This is a genomic window from Brenneria alni (assembly GCF_003666245.1).
Taxonomy (GTDB): domain Bacteria; phylum Pseudomonadota; class Gammaproteobacteria; order Enterobacterales; family Enterobacteriaceae; genus Brenneria; species Brenneria alni.
The window spans coordinates 1-20080 of the sequence record NZ_MJLZ01000003.1 but is presented as its reverse complement, the minus strand read 5'-3'; the positions used below and the strand labels follow the sequence as shown (position 1 = coordinate 20080).

Below are 20080 nucleotides of genomic sequence, written 5' to 3'. Positions count from 1 at the left end.
CCGGAGATGATATCAGTCCAGCGTTTGTGGTTTCATCCGCAGCCCGACAATAGCCGACAGCAGGCACCCCACCGCAAGGTAAGTCGCCACACCGTGCCAGGAACCGCCTAGAAATTCCACCAGCAAAACGGCGATAAAAGGTGTAAAACCGCCACCCACTACGCTCGCCACCTGATAACCCACGCCCGCCCCGCTGTAACGATATGCCGTGCCGAACAACTCGGTAAACATCGGCTGCTGTACGCTGACGATCATATCGTGAGCAATGTTGGCAAGCATAATGGCAAAAAACAGTATCCACAGACTGGCGTGCGCTTCCAGCGCCATAAAGAAGGGAAACGCGCTGGCGGCGCCGATCAGCGCACCGGTGACGTAAATCCGCCGACGACCAAAACTATCGGCCAGACGGGCAAAGCAGGGAATGGACAGGCAACTGATCCCTCCCACCAGCAGGCTGATATGAAGGAAGAACTCCCGCGACATCCCCAGATTAGCAGTGGAATAATTGAGCGCAAAAGCCGTGACGATATACATTGTCAGCAACTCACCCAACCGCAGGGCGATAATCAACAAAAAAGCCTTGGGATGCTTACGCAGCGCCTCAATGATCGGAAAAGAACGGATTTTTTTTGTTCTTTCCTGTAACTTTATGTTGGCCTCGAATTCCTGGGACTCCTCCATCCCGGAACGGATCCACCAGGCGATGGCAACCAGCACCACGCTGAATAAAAACGGCAGACGCCAGCCCCAGCTGACAAAATCAGCGTCCGTGGTGTAGTGACTAACCAGTGAAATCGAACCCGTCGCCAACAACAGGCCCACACCGTAACCAACCTGCACCCCACTGCTATAGAACGCTTTTTTCTTTTCAGGCGCATTTTCTACCGCCAGCAGCGCCGCGCCCCCCCATTCTCCCCCAACCGCAAAACCCTGGATGGCGCGCAATGTCACCAGCAACACCGGCGCCCACCAGCCAATGGTGGCGAAAGAGGGTAGTAAACCTATCAACGCCGTGGACAACCCCATTGTCCAGACGGTAATCATCAGCATACGTTTACGGCCCAGCTTATCGCCAAAATGACCGAAAACAATGCCGCCCAGGGGCCGGAACAAGAAACCCACCCCAAAAGTACCAAATGCCGCCAGCGTGCCCATGGTGGGACTTATCTGCGGGAAAAACTCAATATTAAACACCAACGCGGCAACAATGCCGTAAAGTAAAAAGTCATACCAATCGACCACCGCACCGATGAAACTGCCCCATGCTGCTCTTCGGGCTTGTCCGGGTGAAATGTGTGCGGCATCTCTGGCTGTAGATGAAGGTATTGAAACTGTCGAGGAATCCATGTCTGTCTCGCTGTCTATCTGGTATAACAAAAAGCCCCGGCTTTTTCGGCCAGGGCTTTCAGCAACGGATCCGCCCCCGAGGGAGCGGTTTTATACGGTGCTTAACGACGATTACTCGTCGTCGCTGTTACCGAAGCCAGCGTTCAGCAGTTCCGCCAGGTTGGCGGATGCTTCATCAGCACTTACCTGAGGCACAACCGGCGCCTCACCTGCCTGACGGCGACGCATACGATCCTGATGGTATGCATAACCGGTACCAGCCGGGATCAAGCGACCCACGATAACGTTCTCTTTCAGGCCACGCAGTTCATCACGTTTACCCGCAACAGCGGCCTCGGTGAGAACTCGCGTGGTTTCCTGGAACGACGCGGCGGAAATGAAGGACTCGGTTGCCAGAGACGCTTTGGTGATACCCAGCAGATCGCGGCTGTAGGTCGCCGAAATCTTGCCATCCGCTTCCAACTGGCGGTTGGCAATCTTGACGCGAGACACTTCTGCCTGCTCGCCTTCCAGAAACTCCGTGCTGCCAGCGTTAACGATAGTACCTTTACGCAACATCTGACGAACGATAACCTCGATGTGTTTATCGTTAATCTTAACGCCTTGCAGACGGTAAACTTCCTGAACTTCGTTGGTGATGTAACGCGTTACCGCATGTACGCCACGCAGACGCAGGATGTCGTGCGGCGATTCCGGCCCATCGGAAACCACGTCGCCACGTTCTACACGTTCACCTTCGAACACGTTGAGCTGACGCCATTTCGGAATCATCTCTTCGTAGGCATCACTGCCATCCAACGGAGAGATTACCAGACGGCGTTTACCTTTGGTTTCTTTACCAAAGGAAATGATACCGCTGATCTCAGCCAGAATAGCCGGCTCTTTCGGACGACGTGCTTCAAACAGGTCGGCAACACGCGGCAGACCACCGGTAATATCCTTGGTACCGCCTGATTCCTGCGGAATACGCGCCAGAGTATCACCCGCACTGATTTTCACGCCATCTTCCAACTGAACAATCGCTTTACCCGGCAGGAAGTATTGAGCAGGCATATCAGTACCTGGGATCAACACATCTTCGCCTTTGTCATCAACGATTTTAAGTGCCGGACGCAGATCTTTACCGCTGCCGGTACGCTCTGCGCTATCCAGAACCACAATGGAAGACAAACCGGTCAGCTCATCGGTCTGACGGGTAATCGTCTGACCGTCTACCATGTCCGTAAAGCGGATGCTGCCGCTCACTTCACTGATAACCGGCATGGTATGCGGATCCCAGTTGGCTACGGTTTCGCCGCCGTTAACGTCAGAACCATCACCCTTCGCCATTACCGCGCCGTAAGGCACTTTATAGCTTTCTTTGGTACGACCGAATTCATCGATCAACTTCAGTTCGGTATTACGTGAGGTAATAACCAGTTTACCGTTGCTGTTCACCACGAACTTGGCGTTATTCAGTTTCAGGCTACCTTTGTTTTTCACCTGAATGCTGGATTCCGCAGCCGCACGAGATGCCGCACCACCGATGTGGAAGGTACGCATGGTTAACTGTGTACCCGGCTCACCGATTGACTGTGCCGCGATAACGCCGATAGCCTCACCCTTGTTGATGATGTGACCACGCGCCAGATCGCGACCGTAGCACTTGGCGCAGACGCCGAAGTCGGTCTCACAGCTTACGACAGAACGTACTTTCACTACGTCGACGGAATTCTCTTCCAGCATGTCACACCATTGCTCGTTCAGCAGGGTGTTACGCGGAACCAGAATGTCAGCCGTACCCGGTTTGATGACGTCTTCAGCCGTTACACGACCCAGGACACGCTCACGCAGCGGCTCTTTAACATCACCACCCTCAATAACCGGCATCATCATGATACCTTCATGGGTACCACAATCGTCCTCGGTCACCACCAGATCCTGCGCCACATCGACCAGACGACGGGTCAGATAACCGGAGTTCGCTGTTTTCAGTGCGGTATCCGCCAGACCTTTACGCGCACCGTGAGTAGAGATGAAGTACTGGAGTACGTTCAGACCTTCACGGAAGTTCGCGGTGATCGGCGTTTCGATGATGGAACCGTCTGGCTTCGCCATCAGACCACGCATCCCCGCCAACTGACGAATCTGCGCCGCAGAACCACGCGCACCGGAGTCGGCCATCATAAAGATACTGTTGAAAGAAACCTGCTGCTCAACCACACCGTCACGGTTAACCACGTCTTCGACAGACAGGTTTTCCATCATCGCCTTGGCAACGCGTTCGTTGGCCGCCGCCCAGATATCGATAACTTTGTTGTAGCGTTCGCCAGCAGTAACCAGACCGGATTGGAACTGTTCCTGAATCTCTGCCACTTCGGTTTCGGCTTCTTCGATGATCTCTGCTTTCTTCTCGGGAATAACCATGTCATCAATACCGACGGACGCACCAGAGCGTGCGGCATAGGCAAAACCGGTGTACATGATCTGGTCAGCGAAGATAACGGTCGGCTTCAGACCCAAAATGCGATAACAGGTGTTCAGCATTTTGGAGATCGCTTTTTTGCCCAGCGGCTGGTTAACGATCGAGAACGGCAAACCTTTCGGTACGATCATCCACAGAATGGCACGACCGATGGTGGTATCGATAATCGTCGTCTGATGGGTTGATTCACCCTCAATGTTTTTGATCTCTTCCGTAATACGTACTTTGACACGCGCATGTAGAGAGGCCAGCCCCGCACGGTAAACGCGTTCGGCTTCTTTCGGCCCGGTCAGCACCATGCCTTCGCCTTTGGCGTTAACACAGTCACGAGTCATGTAATACAGACCCAATACCACGTCCTGAGAAGGAACGATGATTGGCTCACCGTTCGCCGGTGACAAAATGTTGTTGGTGGACATCATCAGCGCACGCGCTTCCAACTGGGCTTCCAGCGTCAACGGCACGTGAACAGCCATCTGGTCACCGTCGAAGTCGGCGTTATATGCGGCACAGACCAGCGGGTGCAACTGAATCGCTTTACCTTCGATCAGAACTGGTTCAAATGCCTGAATACCCAAACGGTGCAGCGTTGGCGCACGGTTCAGCAGTACCGGGTGTTCGCGAATCACTTCGTCCAGGATATCCCACACCACCGCCTCTTCACGTTCAACCATTTTCTTGGCCGCTTTGATGGTGGTGGCAAGACCACGCAATTCCAGCTTGCCGTAGATGAACGGCTTGAACAATTCCAGCGCCATTTTCTTCGGCAGACCGCACTGATGCAACCGCAGGTATGGACCAACGGTGATAACGGAACGACCGGAGTAGTCGACACGTTTGCCCAGCAGGTTCTGACGGAAACGACCCTGCTTACCTTTGATCATGTCAGCCAGCGATTTCAGCGGACGCTTGTTCGAACCGGTGATCGCACGACCGCGACGACCGTTATCCAGCAAAGCATCGACCGCTTCCTGCAACATACGTTTTTCATTACGCACGATGATGTCAGGCGCAGCCAGATCCAGCAGACGTTTCAGACGGTTATTACGGTTAATGACGCGACGATACAAGTCGTTCAGATCAGAGGTCGCAAAACGACCGCCGTCCAGCGGCACCAGCGGACGCAGATCCGGCGGCAGAACCGGCAGCACGGTCAGGATCATCCACTCTGGCTTGTTGCCAGACTGCACGAACGCTTCCAGCAGCTTGATACGCTTGGTCAGCTTCTTACGTTTGGTTTCAGAGTTGGTTTCATTCAACTCTTCACGCAATTGTTCGCATTCCTGTTCCAGATCCATGTTTTTCAACAGGGCCTGAATGGCTTCGGCACCCATCTTAGCGTCGAATTCATCACCGAACTCTTCGAGCGCGTCCAGATACTGCTCTTCAGTCAGGATCTGACGGCGTTCCAGGTTCGTCATGCCGCCTTCAACAACCACATAGGATTCGAAGTACAACACGCGTTCGATATCACGCAACGGCATGTCCAGCAATAGACCGATACGGGACGGCAGCGATTTCAGAAACCAGATATGCGCAGTGGGAGACGCCAGTTCGATGTGGCCCATACGCTCACGGCGCACTTTGGTCTGGGTCACTTCAACGCCGCATTTCTCACAAATGACACCGCGGTGTTTCAGGCGCTTATACTTACCGCACAAGCACTCATAGTCTTTTACCGGCCCAAAGATACGGGCGCAAAACAGACCGTCACGCTCAGGTTTGAACGTGCGGTAATTAATGGTTTCTGGCTTTTTAACTTCACCAAAAGACCACGAACGGATCATGTCTGGCGAGGCCAGAGCAATTTTGATCGCATCAAACTCTTCGGTTTTAGTTTGCGCTTTCAGAAACTTTAATAAGTCTTTCACGGATTGGCTCCTGTCGGAGTTAGACCTGTTGGGCACCTAAACCATGCCGTTAAAAAACACAGTTTAGGTACCCCTATGACGAACGCCAGCAACAACAGGCTGGAATTACTTTTCTTCCAGCTCGATGTTGATACCCAGCGAGCGGATTTCTTTCAACAATACGTTGAAGGATTCCGGCATACCTGGTTCCATCTGATGATTGCCATCTACGATGTTCTTATACATCTTAGTACGGCCATTCACGTCATCAGACTTAACCGTCAGCATTTCCTGCAGGGTATAGGCTGCACCGTAAGCTTCCAGCGCCCACACTTCCATCTCACCGAAGCGCTGACCACCGAATTGAGCTTTACCACCCAGCGGCTGCTGAGTAACCAGGCTGTAAGAACCGGTGGAACGGGCGTGCATCTTGTCGTCGACCAAGTGGTTCAACTTCAACATATACATGTAGCCCACAGTAACCTGACGCTCGAACTGCTCACCGGTACGTCCGTCGTACAACGTAATCTGACCAGAGGTCGGGATGCCGCCCATTTGCAGCAGTTCCTTGATTTCTTTCTCTTTTGCACCGTCGAATACCGGCGTGGCAATTGGCATACCTTTTTTCAGGTTCTCAGCCAGACGCAATACTTCTTCGTCGGAGAAAGTGTTCAGGTCTACTTTCTGGCGAACATCGTCACCCAAATCGTACGCTTTCTGAATGAACTCACGCAGCTTGGACACTTCTTCGTGCTGCTTAAGCATGGCGTTGATCTTCTCGCCGATACCTTTCGCCGCCATACCCAAATGGGTTTCCAGAATCTGACCAATGTTCATACGTGAAGGTACGCCCAGCGGGTTCAAAACGATGTCGACCGGCGTACCGTTTTCATCGTAAGGCATATCTTCGATCGGGTTGATCTTGGAGATAACACCTTTGTTACCGTGACGACCGGCCATTTTGTCACCCGGTTGAATCTGACGTTTTACAGCCAGATAAACCTTGACGATTTTCAGCACGCCCGGTGCCAGATCGTCGCCCTGGGTGATTTTACGGCGCTTGGCTTCAAGTTTTTTCTCAAACTCGTGCTTCAGTTCATCGTACTGTTCGGCCAACTGTTCCAACTGATTCTGTTTCTCTTCATCAGTCAGGCCCAGTTCTAACCAGCGCTCACGCGGCAGCGCACTTAGTTTGTCAGCTTCCACGCCGCCGGAGACCAGCACAGCGTGAATACGGGCAAACAGGCCGGCTTCCAGGATTTGCAACTCTTCGGTCAGGTCTTTCTTGGCCTGCTTAAGCTGCATCTCTTCGATTTCCAACGCACGTTTGTCTTTTTCCACGCCGTCGCGGGTAAAGACCTGTACGTCGATAACCGTACCGGAAACACCATTTGGCACACGCAGAGAAGAATCTTTAACGTCTGATGCCTTCTCACCGAAGATCGCACGTAGCAGTTTCTCTTCTGGCGTCAGTTGGGTTTCACCTTTCGGCGTTACCTTACCAACCAGAATGTCACCACCGGTCACTTCCGCACCGATATAAACGATGCCGGACTCATCCAGTTTAGAAAGCGCCGCTTCACCCACGTTCGGGATGTCAGCAGTGATTTCCTCCGGCCCCAGCTTGGTGTCGCGGGACACACACGCCAGCTCTTGGATATGAATAGTCGTAAAGCGATCTTCCTGAACCACACGCTCAGAGACGAGGATGGAGTCTTCGAAGTTGTAACCGTTCCACGGCATGAATGCGACACGCATGTTCTGACCTAACGCCAGCTCACCCAGATCGGTGGACGGGCCATCAGCCAGCACATCGCCGCGTTCAACCGGTTCCCCCAGAGACACGCAAGGCATCTGGCTAATACAGGTATTCTGGTTGGAGCGGGTGTATTTGGTCAGGTTATAGATGTCGATCCCGGCTTCGCCCGGATACATTTCATCATCGTTAACGCGGATCACGATACGTGACGCATCAACATACTGTACGGTACCGCCACGTTTTGCGACAGCCGTTACACCGGAGTCAACCGCAACTGCACGCTCCATACCGGTACCAACCAGCGGCTTATCAGCTCGCAGAGTAGGCACCGCCTGACGTTGCATGTTCGCCCCCATCAATGCACGGTTGGCGTCATCGTGTTCCAGGAAGGGGATCAGTGAAGCACCTACGGATACAACCTGCTGGGTGGATACGTCCATATATTCAACCTGATCGCGGCTGAACAAGCTGGACTCGCCTTTATTACGGCAGGTTACCAGTTCATCAATGAAGCGGCCTTCTTCATCCAGGTTGGTATTCGCCTGAGCGATAACAAAGTTGCCTTCTTCAATCGCCGACAGATAATGGATCTCATCCGTCACTACATTGTCACGCACGCGACGATACGGGGTTTCAAGAAATCCATACTCGTTAGTCTGCGCATAAACAGACAAGGAGTTGATCAGGCCGATGTTCGGGCCTTCCGGCGTTTCGATAGGACATACCCGGCCATAGTGGGTCGGGTGCACGTCTCGAACTTCAAAGCCAGCGCGTTCACGGGTCAAACCACCTGGGCCCAATGCGGAGATACGACGCTTGTGCGTGATCTCAGACAGGGGGTTGTTCTGATCCATAAACTGTGACAGTTGGCTTGAACCAAAGAACTCTTTCACCGCAGCCGAAATCGGCTTGGCGTTGATCATGTCCTGAGGCATCAACGTGTCGAGGTCGCCCAGAGAAAGACGCTCTTTCACCGCACGTTCTACACGAACCAAACCAACACGGAACTGGTTTTCGGCCATTTCACCGACGGAACGGATACGGCGGTTACCGAGATGGTCAATATCATCCACTTCGCCTTTGCCGTTACGGATATCAATAAGCTTTTTCATCACATCAATGATGTCTTCTTTGCTCAGAATACCCGAACCTTCGATCTCTTCACGCAGCAGGGAACGGTTGAACTTCATCCGACCGACCGCAGACAAGTCATAGCGATCTTCAGAGAAGAACAGATTCTCAAACAGCGTTTCAGCCGCTTCGCGTGTTGGTGGCTCACCAGGACGCATCATGCGGTAAATTTCAACCAGTGCGCTCAGGCGATCGCTTGACGGATCGACACGCAGGGTTTCCGACATGTACGCACCGTGATCCAGATCGTTGGTGAACAACGTGTCAATATGCTTGTGACCGGATTGGCTGAGTTTGGCCAGCAGATCCAGTGACAATTCCATATTCGCGGCGCCGATCAATTCACCTGTGCTTTCGTCGATATAATCTTTGGACAGAACTTTGCCGACGATATATTCAACGGGTACTTCAATACGCTCAATGCCGTCTTTCTCTAATTGACGGATATGACGGGCAGTGATACGGCGGCCTTTTTCAACGTAGACTTTGCCTTCCGCTTCAATATCAAAAGAAGCCGTCTCACCACGCAGGCGCTCAGGAACCAGATCCATCTGCAATTTGTTGCCATTGATTTCATAAGCAACTTTATCGAAGAACAAATCCAGAATCTGCTCAGTGGAGTAACCCAACGCCCGCAGGATGATGGTCGCAGGCAATTTGCGGCGACGGTCAATACGGACAAACAGGTTATCTTTCGGATCGAATTCGAAATCCAGCCAGGAACCACGGTAAGGAATAATACGGGCATTATACAACACCTTACCTGAAGAGTGGGTTTTACCCTTGTCGCTGTCGAAGAATACACCCGGACTACGGTGCAACTGAGAAACGATAACACGCTCAGTACCGTTGATCACAAAAGTACCGTTGTCGGTCATGAGCGGAATTTCGCCCATGTAGACTTCTTGCTCTTTGATATCTTTAACGGTGCCTACAGGCGCTTCACGTTCGTATATCACCAGGCGCAATTTAACACGCAGCGGCGCAGAAAACGTCACGCCACGGATTTGACATTCTTTAACGTCAAATACCGGCTCACCCAGGCGATAGCTAACATATTGCAGCTCTGAATTACCGCTATAGCTTTGTATGGGGAAAACAGAACGGAATGCCGCTTCCAAACCGTACTGACCTTCCGGATCTTGCTCGATAAACTTCTGGAACGAGTCAAGCTGGATAGAAAGGAGATAAGGTATGTCCAACACTTGTGGGCGTTTACCAAAATCCTTACGAATGCGTTTTTTCTCGGTATAGGAGTAAACCATAGGGTTCCTCAACTCGCTGAAAAGTCGAACCACTCTGTCCGTCCTAGCAAGGACAGGTCATGCAACACTATTTTATGTCTATCGGAAAATGGAGGTCTTTCCGTAATACATCTTTCTATTACTCTTAAACCATTTCATTGCTCTTGCTCAGGCAGGGAACCCGGACAGGGAAGCAGTATATTAAGTCGTCAATAGAAAAAGATATTGGGGGGTAAATCAATGGCTAAACAGTGTGAAACCCCATTGATGCCCTACAGCGCAAAAAGGCTGGTGACCAAAAAGTCACCAGCCATCAGCCTAATAAATCAGGCTGCAACCTGGAAAGATGGCTTATTTAACTTCAACTTCAGCGCCAGCTTCTTCCAGTGCTTTCTTCAGAGCTTCAGCGTCATCTTTGCTGATGCCTTCTTTCAGAGCTGCCGGAGCGGATTCAACCAGGTCTTTGGCTTCTTTCAGGCCCAGACCAGTTGCGCCGCGTACTGCTTTGATTACGGCAACTTTGTTGGCGCCGATAGCTTTCAGCACAACGTCAAACTCGGTTTTTTCTTCAACAGCTTCAACCGGGCCAGCAGCAACAGCGACAGCCGCTGCAGCAGAAACACCGAATTTTTCTTCCATAGCGGAAACCAGTTCAACAACATCCATTACAGACATAGCTGCTACTGCTTCCAGAATTTGATCTTTAGTGATAGACATAACAATTGTTCCTAAGAATCAGAAATAGTTTATACGTTAGCAAGTGCGGTAGAGAAAAAAGAGCAATTAAGCCGCTTCTTTCTGATCGCGAACAGCAGCCAGAGTACGAACCAGTTTGCCTGCAGCGGCTTCTTTCATGGTCGACATCAGACGTGCCAGTGCTTCTTCGTAAGTCGGCAGCGTTGCCAGACGGTCAATTTGCGCCGCCGGGATCAGCTCGCCTTCAAAGGCTGCAGCTTTGACCTCAAATTTTGCATTCGCTTTCGCGAATTCTTTAAACAAACGAGCAGCTGCGCCCGGATGTTCTAAAGAGTATGCAATCAGGGTCGGACCAACAAACGTGTCTTTCAGGCACTCAAAAGAAGTCCCTTCAACAGCACGACGCAACAAAGTGTTACGAACAACACGCATGTAAACGCCAGCTTCACGACCTGCTTTACGCAGTTCAGTCATTTTATCTACGGTGACGCCACGGGAATCCGCAACAACCGCAGACAGCGCACCTTTGGCTACTTCGCTGACTTCAGCAACAATCGCTTGTTTGTCTTGAAGATTTAATGCCATTAGCTTTTGCTCCTGGATTTAGCCGGAGGAAACCTCCGGAACTCACTTCACTTATCGCCAAAATGGAAATAAGCGTCGAAACACGGTGAGCAGAATCCAGCAAAGACAATAAGATGTTCTTCAGGCTCTGTCACCGTCTACGCAGGAAGATTAAGTCTCTTGCAAGACACCTGCGGTCTTGGACGGAGGCCTGGATAGGCCAGGCTCCAACCGAAAATTCTTCTTTAATTCCGCTAACGGTACAACGGGCGTAAGATTATAGGTAAATCCTAAGCCCGAGTAAAGCGAAACAAAAGCTATTAGACAGCTACTGCGTTCAGACCGCTTTGGTCAACAGCAACGCCTGCACCCATAGTGGTAGACAGGCTAACTTTCTTGATATACACGCCTTTCGCCTGAGACGGTTTGGCTTTTTTCAGCGCAATCAGCAGTGCTTCCAGGTTTTCTTTCAGTTTGTCAGCGTCGAAATCAACCTTACCGATAGTGGTATGAATGATACCGTTTTTGTCGTTACGATAACGAACCTGACCAGCTTTAGCATTTTTAACCGCTTCAGCAACGTTAGGCGTTACAGTGCCCACTTTCGGGTTTGGCATCAGGCCGCGTGGCCCCAGAACCTGACCTAATTGGCCAACAACGCGCATGGCATCTGGAGATGCAATAACAACGTCAAAGTTCATTTCGCCTTTCTTGATCTGATCGGCCAAATCTTCCATACCCACCAGTTCAGCGCCAGCAGCTTTAGCCGCTTCAGCATTTGCACCCTGGGTGAAGACGGCAACGCGAACAGAACGACCAGTGCCATGAGGCAGGACGGTTGCGCCGCGAACGTTTTGGTCTGATTTACGTGCGTCAATGCCGAGGTTCACAGCAACGTCTACGCTCTCTACGAATTTAGCAGTGGCCAGCTCTTTGAGCAGGGCAACGGCTTCGCTGATGTCGTACTGTTTAGTTACATCAACTTTGTCACGGATCACACGCATACGCTTGGTCAGTTTAGCCATTTATTAACCCTCCACTACCAGGCCCATGGAACGAGCAGTACCTTCAATGGAACGCACCATGGCTTCCACATCAGCACCAGTCATATCCGCAGCTTTGGTTTCTGCGATTTCACGAACCTGAGCACTCGTCACTTTACCCACTTTGTCTTTGTTCGGTTTACCGGAACCAGACTTGATGCCAGCCGCCTTTTTCAGCAGAACGGCTGCCGGAGGCGTTTTGGTAACAAAGGTAAAAGAACGGTCAGAATAAACGGTAATAACAACCGGAATCGGCAGACCTTTTTCAACGCTTTCAGTTTTAGCATTGAACGCCTTACAGAATTCCATGATGTTAACACCCTGCTGACCCAGAGCCGGACCTACCGGTGGACTTGGGTTAGCCATACCAGCCGCGACCTGCAGCTTGACGTAGGCTTGTACTTTCTTGGCCATTTAACTTTCCTCGAATGGGTGATAACGCCTTTTAAAAAGGCTCCCCGTGGTTTTAATACGCTTCAGGTGCTGTTAAACACCCAAAAACAAAAGGCGCGAAATTGTAGATTAATTTCGCGCCAGAGACAAGCTGAAGTTTAGCGGGCAGGATGAAAAGATTAACCCTTCTCAACCTGTCCAAAGTCCAGTTCTACCGGTGTCGCACGACCAAAGATCGAGACAGACACTTTCAGGCGACTCTTTTCGTAATCCACTTCTTCGACAACTCCGTTGAAGTCTGCAAACGGACCGTCACTGACACGAACCATTTCACCGGGTTCAAACATGGTTTTCGGACGAGGTTTATCACCAGCCTGCTGGAGGCGATTCATAATCGCGTCCACTTCTTTGTCGCTGATAGGCGCAGGACGGTCAGAGGTACCGCCGATAAATCCCATGACGCGCGGAACGCTGCGAACCAGATGCCAGCTCGCATCTTCCATAACCATCTGTACCAATACATAGCCGGGGAAAAATTTACGCTCGCTTTTGCGACGCTGACCGCCACGAATCTCAACCACTTCTTCAGTGGGAACCATGACCTCACCAAACAGGTCTTCCATGTTATGTAATTTGATATGCTCACGCAGCGACTGGGCCACGCGGCCTTCAAAACCGGAAAACGCCTGAACGACGTACCAACGTTTTTTTGGGGCTTCAGACATCTTAGAACCTCAGGCCTGTGATAAACGATACCAATCGGACCAGAATACCATCCAGCCCCCACAAAATCAGCGACATCACGGCAGTAACCGCGGCAACGATTAACGTGGTGTGTAACGTTTCCTGACGAGTCGGCCAAATCACTTTACGTACTTCGGTACGGGCTTCACGGGCAAACGTTACTGTTGCTTTACCTTTTGTGGTTAGCAATGCCACGCCACCGGCGGCAGCAATCAGGATAACAACCGCTAATGCGCGCAAGGGCAGACTAAATTCACGGTAGTAATAGTTGCCAACAATCGCAACTATCAGCAACACAGCCACTACCAGCCATTTAGTCGCTTCCAGGCCACGCCCACTTCCCTGAGCTTCGGTATTCGCACTCATAAACCAACCTGTCACAATGATTCAGACAAATAACTTTGCCCCGCGAAGCAGGGCAAACCAAACCGAAAGATGTTCTGTAAACGAATAATTCGGTATTTACGCCGTATCTACAGAGCCTATCTCACCAATGATTATATTCGACAATCGCTGATGAGATAGGTTCTACCACATGACAGCGTAGAAAAAGGGCATCAAATGATGCCCTTTTATCGCGTGTCACGTCAAACGTTATCAGCGATTAAGCGATAACTTTAGCAACAACGCCCGCACCAACCGTACGGCCGCCTTCACGGATTGCGAAACGCAGACCGTCATCCATCGCGATCGGGTGGATCAGGGTAACAATCATCTTGATGTTGTCGCCTGGCATCACCATTTCCACGCCTTCCGGCAGTTCGATGGTTCCCGTTACGTCAGTTGTACGGAAATAGAACTGTGGACGATATCCTTTGAAGAACGGCGTATGGCGACCGCCTTCATCTTTGCTCAGGATATACACTTCTGATTCAAACTGCGTATGCGGCTTGATTGAACCTGGTTTAGCCAGTACCTGACCACGTTCGATTTCTTCGCGTTTAATACCACGCAGCAGTACACCCACGTTCTCGCCCGCACGGCCTTCGTCCAGCAGCTTGCGGAACATTTCAACGCCGGTACACGTTGATTTCGCAGTATCTTTGATACCCACGATTTCAACTTCTTCGCCCACTTTGATGATACCGCGCTCTACACGACCGGTTACAACCGTACCACGACCGGATATGGAGAATACGTCTTCGATTGGCAGCAGGAACGGCTTGTCAATCGCACGCTCCGGTTCCGGGATATACGTATCCAGGAAGCCAGCCAGTTCGATGATTTTCGCTTCCCAGTCGGCATCGCCCTCCAGTGCTTTCAGCGCTGAACCACGAACGATAGGCGTGTCATCACCGGGGAAATCGTACTGAGACAGCAGCTCACGCACTTCCATCTCCACCAGTTCCAGCAGTTCTTCATCATCAACCATGTCGCATTTGTTCAGGAATACGATGATGTAAGGAACGCCAACCTGGCGACCCAGCAGGATGTGCTCACGCGTTTGCGGCATCGGGCCGTCAGTCGCAGCAACAACCAGGATCGCGCCGTCCATCTGCGCAGCACCGGTGATCATGTTTTTCACATAATCGGCGTGCCCTGGGCAGTCAACGTGTGCATAGTGGCGAGACGGGGTATCGTATTCAACGTGAGAGGTGTTGATGGTGATACCACGGGCTTTTTCTTCTGGTGCGTTGTCGATCTGGTCGAATGCACGGGCAGCGCCACCGTAGGTTTTAGCCAGAACGGTAGTGATAGCTGCAGTCAGTGTCGTTTTACCATGGTCAACGTGGCCGATAGTACCGACGTTAACGTGCGGTTTTGTACGTTCAAATTTTTCTTTAGACATCGATTGTCCCTCTAAGACACGGTTAAATCGGTGGTATCACCACATCAACCAAGCGTTTGCTTGCTGAATTTTTTAACAGAAAGAAAATCAGGAGGAAGAATAAAGAAGTGGTGCTGATAGGCAGATTCGAACTGCCGACCTCACCCTTACCAAGGGTGCGCTCTACCAACTGAGCTATATCAGCACATCTTTGGAGCGGGCAGTGGGAATCGAACCCACATCATCAGCTTGGAAGGCTGAGGTAATAGCCATTATACGATGCCCGCATCCTGGAACTCGGCTACCTGATTTTTCTGTAGATTTAGAAATTGGAGAATAACATTACCCTCCGCATCCTTCGATCCGGCTTAGTTTCACATACCGTATCGATTTTATCCTGTTACCAGGACTGAATTTGGTGGTGGGGGAAGGATTCGAACCTTCGAAGTCTGTGACGGCAGATTTACAGTCTGCTCCCTTTGGCCGCTCGGGAACCCCACCTGATTATGCACTTAATGGTGCCGGCTGCCGGAATCGAACTGGCGACCTACTGATTACAAGTCAGTTGCTCTACCTACTGAGCTAAGCCGGCATCAAGTGCTGCGCATTCTAGGTAGACCGAACGGCCTATGCAACAAAAAAATTGCGTAAAATGCGCTATCGCTTAGATTTTATCCAAATTTGAACACGAATCCACAATAGCGACAATAATTCGCACAAAGAAGCGCCAAACCTGACCAGCATCGATACCTGACTGATGAAATATTAATTCAACTCTGTTGCACCAAAACTGTGATAGTTGCCCCATCAGGATACATTTTTTTGGTATCCGTATTCACCCTTTTGTATATCCAGCCATTCATCGCAAATTGGAATGAATTTTGCTTTATTTAGAGTATGTTCCATGCTGTCAGGAGACTCTCATGAAAATCGTATCCCTCAACGTCGCTACCCTGCCTGTCTATCGTGGTGAACTTGCTCACCTACTGATAGATGCGGTCGCCAAAGGAGCCTCTGTTGGATACCAGGCCCCTTTGTCACATGAAGAAGCGGAGAGTTATTTCCACGGCTTACGCCCCTCGGTCGCGAAAGGTGAACGTATGCTATGGATCGCCCGCGACTCGGAAGGTGTCGCTGGCTGTGTACAATTAGAACTCTGTCAGAAACCAAATGGGCAAAATCGGGCGGAAATTCAAAAATTATTAGTGCATAGTCGGGCAAGAAGAATGGGTATCGGCAGACAATTAATGCAAACTCTGGAAAAAACCGCACTCCTGCAACAGCGAGGATTGCTTTATTTAGATACGCAGGCAGGTTCTCCTGCAGAGATTTTTTATCGCTCGTTGGGATACCGATATTTAGGCGAACTTCCCGACTATGCCAGTACGCCCGATGGTTATTATCACCCTACAGCTATCTATTATAAACGCCTCTTCGCAGTCAATCACGTAGAGCGAGCGATTGCCAGCTAACGCCAATGCCAGGTGCCCTTTGACATGGGCGTCGGGTATCAAGCTGATTTTCTCTTCTTTTTTTCCCTAGCAAAGTGTTAACCTGCCTGCAATCCAAATTATTACACCAAGAAAAGGTTCTACGGCCTGTAGTCGAGCTGATTATACTATGCAGCTCGTTTAGCTTAAGTGGGCAGAAGTCCCCTTTCTTACCTGTACAAGCAGGCAGAATCAGACTTATGAGAAATAGAGAGCAGTCTTTGGCTACGCCATATCTACAATTTGATCGCCGTCAATGGGCCGCCTTGCGCGATTCTGTCCCATTAACGCTGACAGAAGAAGAGATACTTAAACTCAAAGGGATTAACGAAGATCTTTCATTAGACGAAGTCGCTGAAATTTACTTGCCTTTATCACGTCTGCTTAACTTCTACATCAGCTCAAATCTGCGCCGCCAGGCAGTTTTAGAGCAGTTTCTGGGAACTGATGGCCAAAAGATCCCTTATATCATCAGTATTGCGGGCAGTGTGGCTGTCGGCAAAAGTACCACGGCACGTGTTCTTCAGGCATTACTCAGTCGTTGGCCTGAACATCGCAGTGTGGAACTCATCACAACTGACGGCTTTCTTCATCCAAATAAGGTTTTAAAAGCTCGCGATCTGATGAAGAAAAAAGGCTTTCCTCAGTCTTATGATATGCACAGTTTAGTGAAATTCGTTTCTGACATTAAGTCAGGGGCAGCCAAGGTCACAGCACCGATTTATTCACATCTCATCTATGATATTGTCCCGAACAATCACAAAGTGTTGGAACAACCCGACATTTTAATATTGGAAGGCCTAAATGTATTACAAAGTGGCATGGATTATTCCCATGACCCACACAGAGTTTTTGTATCTGACTTCGTTGATTTTTCAATTTATGTTGATGCTCCGGAGGACTTGTTAAAAAGCTGGTATATCAACCGCTTTCTTAAATTTAGACAAGGGGCATTTTCAAACCCAAGCTCGTATTTCCATAATTACGCAAAGCTACCAGAACAAGAGGCGATCGGTATTGCCTCACAACTGTGGCAAGAGATAAATGGACTTAATTTAAAACAAAACATTCTCCCAACACGCGAGCGAGCCAGTCTTATTATGACAAAAAGTGCCAATCATGCCGTGGAATATGTCCGATTGAGAAAATAAATAGCCATGTAAAATAAGGGGGTAATATATCATCCCCTTATTTTACAATCCTCTTAACGAGATTTCCCCGCCAATATACTGTATCAATTTACCATCACTCTCCAGTAATAATGCTCCTTGCTGATCAATCCCTCTATCAATTCCATGTATTTCTCTATTACCGATGATCAATTTAACTGGGCGATTGAAATAATTGTCCAATTGATCCCATCGGGAAATAAATGGGGACAATCCTTGCTGTTCAAACGTAGCCAATGAATGCCTAAACTCAGATATCAGCGTAGCGGCAAGTTTATTACGATCGATTGAGATCCCAGCCTCCTGAAGGTTTATCCACCCCTGATTGATCATATTACCCGTCGTCTCACACATCCGTAAATTAATACCAACACCAATCACCAGGTGTGCCACATCACCTGTTTTTCCAGTAAGCTCAACCAGAATTCCAGCCAGCTTACGGTCGTTCAAGTACAAATCATTCGGCCATTTGACACGAACCCCTTCCGCACCAAGCTTATGTAACACCTCAGCCATCACAATTCCAATGACCAGACTTACTCCAACAGCTGCCGCCGGGCCTTGTTCCAAACGCCAATATAATGATAAATAAAGGTTGGCCCCAAAAGGAGAAAGCCACTGACGTCCCCGGCGTCCACGTCCTGATTGTTGATATTCAGCAATACATGCATCCCCTGGAGATAACGAATTTAGTCTGTCTAAAATATATTGATTGGTCGAGTCAACCACCGGCAAAACCGTGACGCCACCTTCCGGCAGGGCACTGAGGATTTGTTTCTCATCCAGCAACTGTATCGGTGCAGGTAAGCAATATCCCTTTCCTGTAACGGTAAACACATCTATCCCCCACTCCCGGATAGTCTGAATATGTTTATTAATTGCCGCTCGACTCATTCCCATCATTTCACCCAGAACTTCTCCTGAGTAAAACTCACCGCCAGACAGAACGCTAATTAATTTAAGAGGAACTTTAATATCCTTCATGATAATACCTCGACAGCATCCACCTCTCCTCTTGCCGCAATAAAACGAACTTCTGGCTCCAGCCAGATAGTGAACCGATCAGCCACCTGATTGCGGACATGACGAGCCAAATTAACAACATCAAGACTTGTTGCATTATTCTGGTTAATCAGGACTAACGCCTGCTGGCTATGCACAGCGGCCCCCCCGATCTGGAACCCCTTAAGGTGACACTGGTCTATTAACCATCCTGCAGCCAGCTTAACCTGACCATCAGGCTGTAAATAATGGGGAGCATTTGGATATGCCTTCAGTATATCGGCGGCATTATGGGCTTTAATAACGGGATTTTTAAAAAAACTACCCGCATTACCGGTATCCACAGGATCAGGCAATTTACTACGCCGCATGTGGCAGACCATATCAAATATTTGCTGAGGTGTGACTCTTGCTGGATCCAGTTTAGTCAAATCGCCATAATCTAATATGGGAGACCAGCTCTTACTCAAAGATAAGCCAACGGCAATGATGACAAATCCATTTCGGTACTGATGCTTGAATATACTTTCCCGATAACCAAATTGACATTCAGAAGCAGTGAGGCGTTTTATCGTGCCATGGGTCAAATCCAATAGATCAACATACTCGCATACGTTCTTCAGCTCCACACCGTAAGCACCAATATTCTGAATAGGTGCTGAACCAACACAACCAGGAATTAAGGCAAGATTTTCTAAACCAGCGATTCCCAGTTTGAGAGTATATTCAACTAAATGATGCCAATTTTCTCCGGCACCGATATGAAGGTGCCAACCTTCTTCGCTTTCATTAACATTGATACCCTTAATCCGATTAAGCAGAATTATGCCCTCAAAATCCTCCAGAAAAAGGACATTACTGCCTTCTCCCAACAGTAAAATAGGGCTTTTCGATAAATGGGCAGCGCGCCATCCATTGATTAATTTTTCTTGTGTATTAGCTACAGTGATTTGCGACGCAGAAACAGGCAATGCGAAAGTATGATATGGTTTTAATGATATGACACCGTTCGTCATCATATGAGTACTCGTTAGCTCAGATATTCCATAGTCTACCCGATCTGGGTGGGATATTAGCGTGGTTTTATCTTTTACAACGAACGGCACCTCAATGTCTGGCTAATATTTCTCTATCGCAGCACCTCGCCAGAATGCAAAAAGCCCCAGTCTTGCGACTGAGGCTTTCTACTTATTTGATGCCTGGCAGTTCCCTACTCTCACATGGGGAGACCCCACACTACCATCGGCGCTACGGCGTTTCACTGCTGAGTTCGGCATGGGGTCAGGTGGGACCACCGCGCTATCGCCGCCAGGCAAATCTGTTTCATCCCGACCGTTACGCTTTTCTTTTGCGCAACCACCGGAACCAATCTCAAAACAAGCTGAATATCTTCTGAGTCTATTCGTATCATCCTGA

General features: G+C 49.8%; 14 protein-coding genes, 4 tRNA genes and 1 rRNA gene. 2 read left to right on the top strand and 17 right to left on the bottom strand.

Annotated elements, in window-relative coordinates; genetic code table 11:
- Window positions 1-12: 12 nt before the first annotated feature.
- The 14 genes from shiA to BIY29_RS02100 all read right to left on the bottom strand — a co-directional run bounded on the left by shiA (window position 13) and on the right by BIY29_RS02100 (window position 15595).
- A complete protein-coding gene (gene shiA, locus BIY29_RS02165; RefSeq protein ID WP_121573360.1) occupies window positions 13-1347 on the bottom strand; it encodes a shikimate transporter in 1335 nt (444 codons plus the stop codon).
- 111 nt (window positions 1348-1458) lie between these two features.
- A complete protein-coding gene (rpoC, locus tag BIY29_RS02160; protein ID WP_121573359.1) occupies window positions 1459-5682 on the bottom strand; it encodes a DNA-directed RNA polymerase subunit beta' in 4224 nt (1407 codons plus the stop codon).
- Between the two features lie 105 nt (window positions 5683-5787).
- Window positions 5788-9816: a DNA-directed RNA polymerase subunit beta gene (gene rpoB, locus BIY29_RS02155; protein WP_121573357.1), complete on the bottom strand. Its 4029-nt coding sequence runs from the start codon at window positions 9814-9816 to the stop codon at window positions 5788-5790.
- Between the two features lie 330 nt (window positions 9817-10146).
- Window positions 10147-10512, bottom strand: coding sequence for a 50S ribosomal protein L7/L12 (rplL, locus tag BIY29_RS02150; RefSeq protein WP_121573355.1), 366 nt, complete (start codon window positions 10510-10512; stop codon window positions 10147-10149).
- Window positions 10513-10578: 66 nt separating this feature from the next.
- Window positions 10579-11076: a 50S ribosomal protein L10 gene (gene rplJ / locus BIY29_RS02145; protein WP_048636585.1), complete on the bottom strand. Its 498-nt coding sequence runs from the start codon at window positions 11074-11076 to the stop codon at window positions 10579-10581.
- Between the two features lie 299 nt (window positions 11077-11375).
- On the bottom strand, window positions 11376-12080 hold the full coding sequence (rplA, locus tag BIY29_RS02140) for a 50S ribosomal protein L1 (protein WP_121573353.1): 705 nt from the start codon (window positions 12078-12080) through the stop codon (window positions 11376-11378).
- Window positions 12081-12083: 3 nt separating this feature from the next.
- Window positions 12084-12512: a 50S ribosomal protein L11 gene (gene rplK, locus BIY29_RS02135; RefSeq protein ID WP_121573351.1), complete on the bottom strand. Its 429-nt coding sequence runs from the start codon at window positions 12510-12512 to the stop codon at window positions 12084-12086.
- Between the two features lie 158 nt (window positions 12513-12670).
- Window positions 12671-13216 carry a transcription termination/antitermination protein NusG gene (nusG, locus tag BIY29_RS02130; RefSeq protein ID WP_121573349.1) on the bottom strand — a complete coding sequence of 182 codons (546 nt, stop codon included), beginning with the start codon at window positions 13214-13216 and terminating at the stop codon, window positions 12671-12673.
- A gap of 1 nt (window position 13217) precedes the next feature.
- Window positions 13218-13601: a preprotein translocase subunit SecE gene (gene secE, locus BIY29_RS02125; RefSeq protein ID WP_121573347.1), complete on the bottom strand. Its 384-nt coding sequence runs from the start codon at window positions 13599-13601 to the stop codon at window positions 13218-13220.
- Between the two features lie 238 nt (window positions 13602-13839).
- Window positions 13840-15024: an elongation factor Tu gene (gene tuf, locus BIY29_RS02120; RefSeq protein WP_121573345.1), complete on the bottom strand. Its 1185-nt coding sequence runs from the start codon at window positions 15022-15024 to the stop codon at window positions 13840-13842.
- Between the two features lie 108 nt (window positions 15025-15132).
- Window positions 15133-15208, bottom strand: a tRNA-Thr gene (locus tag BIY29_RS02115).
- A 7-nt stretch (window positions 15209-15215) separates the two neighbouring features.
- Window positions 15216-15290: transfer RNA gene (locus tag BIY29_RS02110), tRNA-Gly, on the bottom strand.
- 129 nt (window positions 15291-15419) lie between these two features.
- Window positions 15420-15504, bottom strand: a tRNA-Tyr gene (locus BIY29_RS02105).
- 15 nt (window positions 15505-15519) lie between these two features.
- Window positions 15520-15595: transfer RNA gene (locus BIY29_RS02100), tRNA-Thr, on the bottom strand.
- Between the two features lie 331 nt (window positions 15596-15926).
- Between BIY29_RS02100 and BIY29_RS02095 the strand changes: the two genes are divergently transcribed.
- Together BIY29_RS02095 and coaA are read left to right on the top strand one after the other, a co-directional pair.
- Entirely contained in the window at window positions 15927-16475 is a 549-nt protein-coding gene (locus BIY29_RS02095; RefSeq protein WP_121573343.1) for a GNAT family N-acetyltransferase, read from the top strand.
- 218 nt (window positions 16476-16693) lie between these two features.
- Window positions 16694-17644 (top strand): type I pantothenate kinase, encoded by a 951-nt coding sequence (gene coaA / locus BIY29_RS02090; protein WP_121573341.1) that lies wholly within the window; start codon window positions 16694-16696, stop codon window positions 17642-17644.
- Between the two features lie 42 nt (window positions 17645-17686).
- On the opposite strand, the gene birA is transcribed toward coaA, so the two are convergent.
- The 3 genes from birA to rrf form a co-directional block, all read right to left on the bottom strand.
- Window positions 17687-18646 carry a bifunctional biotin--[acetyl-CoA-carboxylase] ligase/biotin operon repressor BirA gene (gene birA, locus BIY29_RS02085; protein WP_121573339.1) on the bottom strand — a complete coding sequence of 320 codons (960 nt, stop codon included), beginning with the start codon at window positions 18644-18646 and terminating at the stop codon, window positions 17687-17689.
- Entirely contained in the window at window positions 18643-19680 is a 1038-nt protein-coding gene (murB, locus tag BIY29_RS02080) for a UDP-N-acetylmuramate dehydrogenase (protein WP_121573632.1), read from the bottom strand. Before murB ends, birA begins: the two co-directional genes overlap by 4 nt.
- A 181-nt stretch (window positions 19681-19861) precedes the next feature.
- Window positions 19862-19977: ribosomal RNA gene (rrf, locus tag BIY29_RS02075) — 5S ribosomal RNA — on the bottom strand.
- Window positions 19978-20080: the final 103 nt, after the last annotated feature.

Excerpts from the sequence above, each read along its gene's own strand:
- shiA (WP_121573360.1), bottom strand. The coding sequence starts at position 1,347 with ATGGATTCCTCGACAGTTTCAATACCTTCATCTACAGCCAGAGATGCC.
- rpoB (WP_121573357.1), bottom strand. The coding sequence starts at position 9,816 with ATGGTTTACTCCTATACCGAGAAAAAACGCATTCGTAAGGATTTTGGT.
- rplL (WP_121573355.1), bottom strand. The coding sequence starts at position 10,512 with ATGTCTATCACTAAAGATCAAATTCTGGAAGCAGTAGCAGCTATGTCT.
- rplJ (WP_048636585.1), bottom strand. The coding sequence starts at position 11,076 with ATGGCATTAAATCTTCAAGACAAACAAGCGATTGTTGCTGAAGTCAGC.
- rplA (WP_121573353.1), bottom strand. The coding sequence starts at position 12,080 with ATGGCTAAACTGACCAAGCGTATGCGTGTGATCCGTGACAAAGTTGAT.
- rplK (WP_121573351.1), bottom strand. The coding sequence starts at position 12,512 with ATGGCCAAGAAAGTACAAGCCTACGTCAAGCTGCAGGTCGCGGCTGGT.
- nusG (WP_121573349.1), bottom strand. The coding sequence starts at position 13,216 with ATGTCTGAAGCCCCAAAAAAACGTTGGTACGTCGTTCAGGCGTTTTCC.
- secE (WP_121573347.1), bottom strand. The coding sequence starts at position 13,601 with ATGAGTGCGAATACCGAAGCTCAGGGAAGTGGGCGTGGCCTGGAAGCG.
- tuf (WP_121573345.1), bottom strand. The coding sequence starts at position 15,024 with ATGTCTAAAGAAAAATTTGAACGTACAAAACCGCACGTTAACGTCGGT.
- BIY29_RS02095 (WP_121573343.1), top strand. The coding sequence starts at position 15,927 with ATGAAAATCGTATCCCTCAACGTCGCTACCCTGCCTGTCTATCGTGGT.
- coaA (WP_121573341.1), top strand. The coding sequence starts at position 16,694 with ATGAGAAATAGAGAGCAGTCTTTGGCTACGCCATATCTACAATTTGAT.
- birA (WP_121573339.1), bottom strand. The coding sequence starts at position 18,646 with ATGAAGGATATTAAAGTTCCTCTTAAATTAATTAGCGTTCTGTCTGGC.
- murB (WP_121573632.1), bottom strand. The coding sequence starts at position 19,680 with ATGACGAACGGTGTCATATCATTAAAACCATATCATACTTTCGCATTG.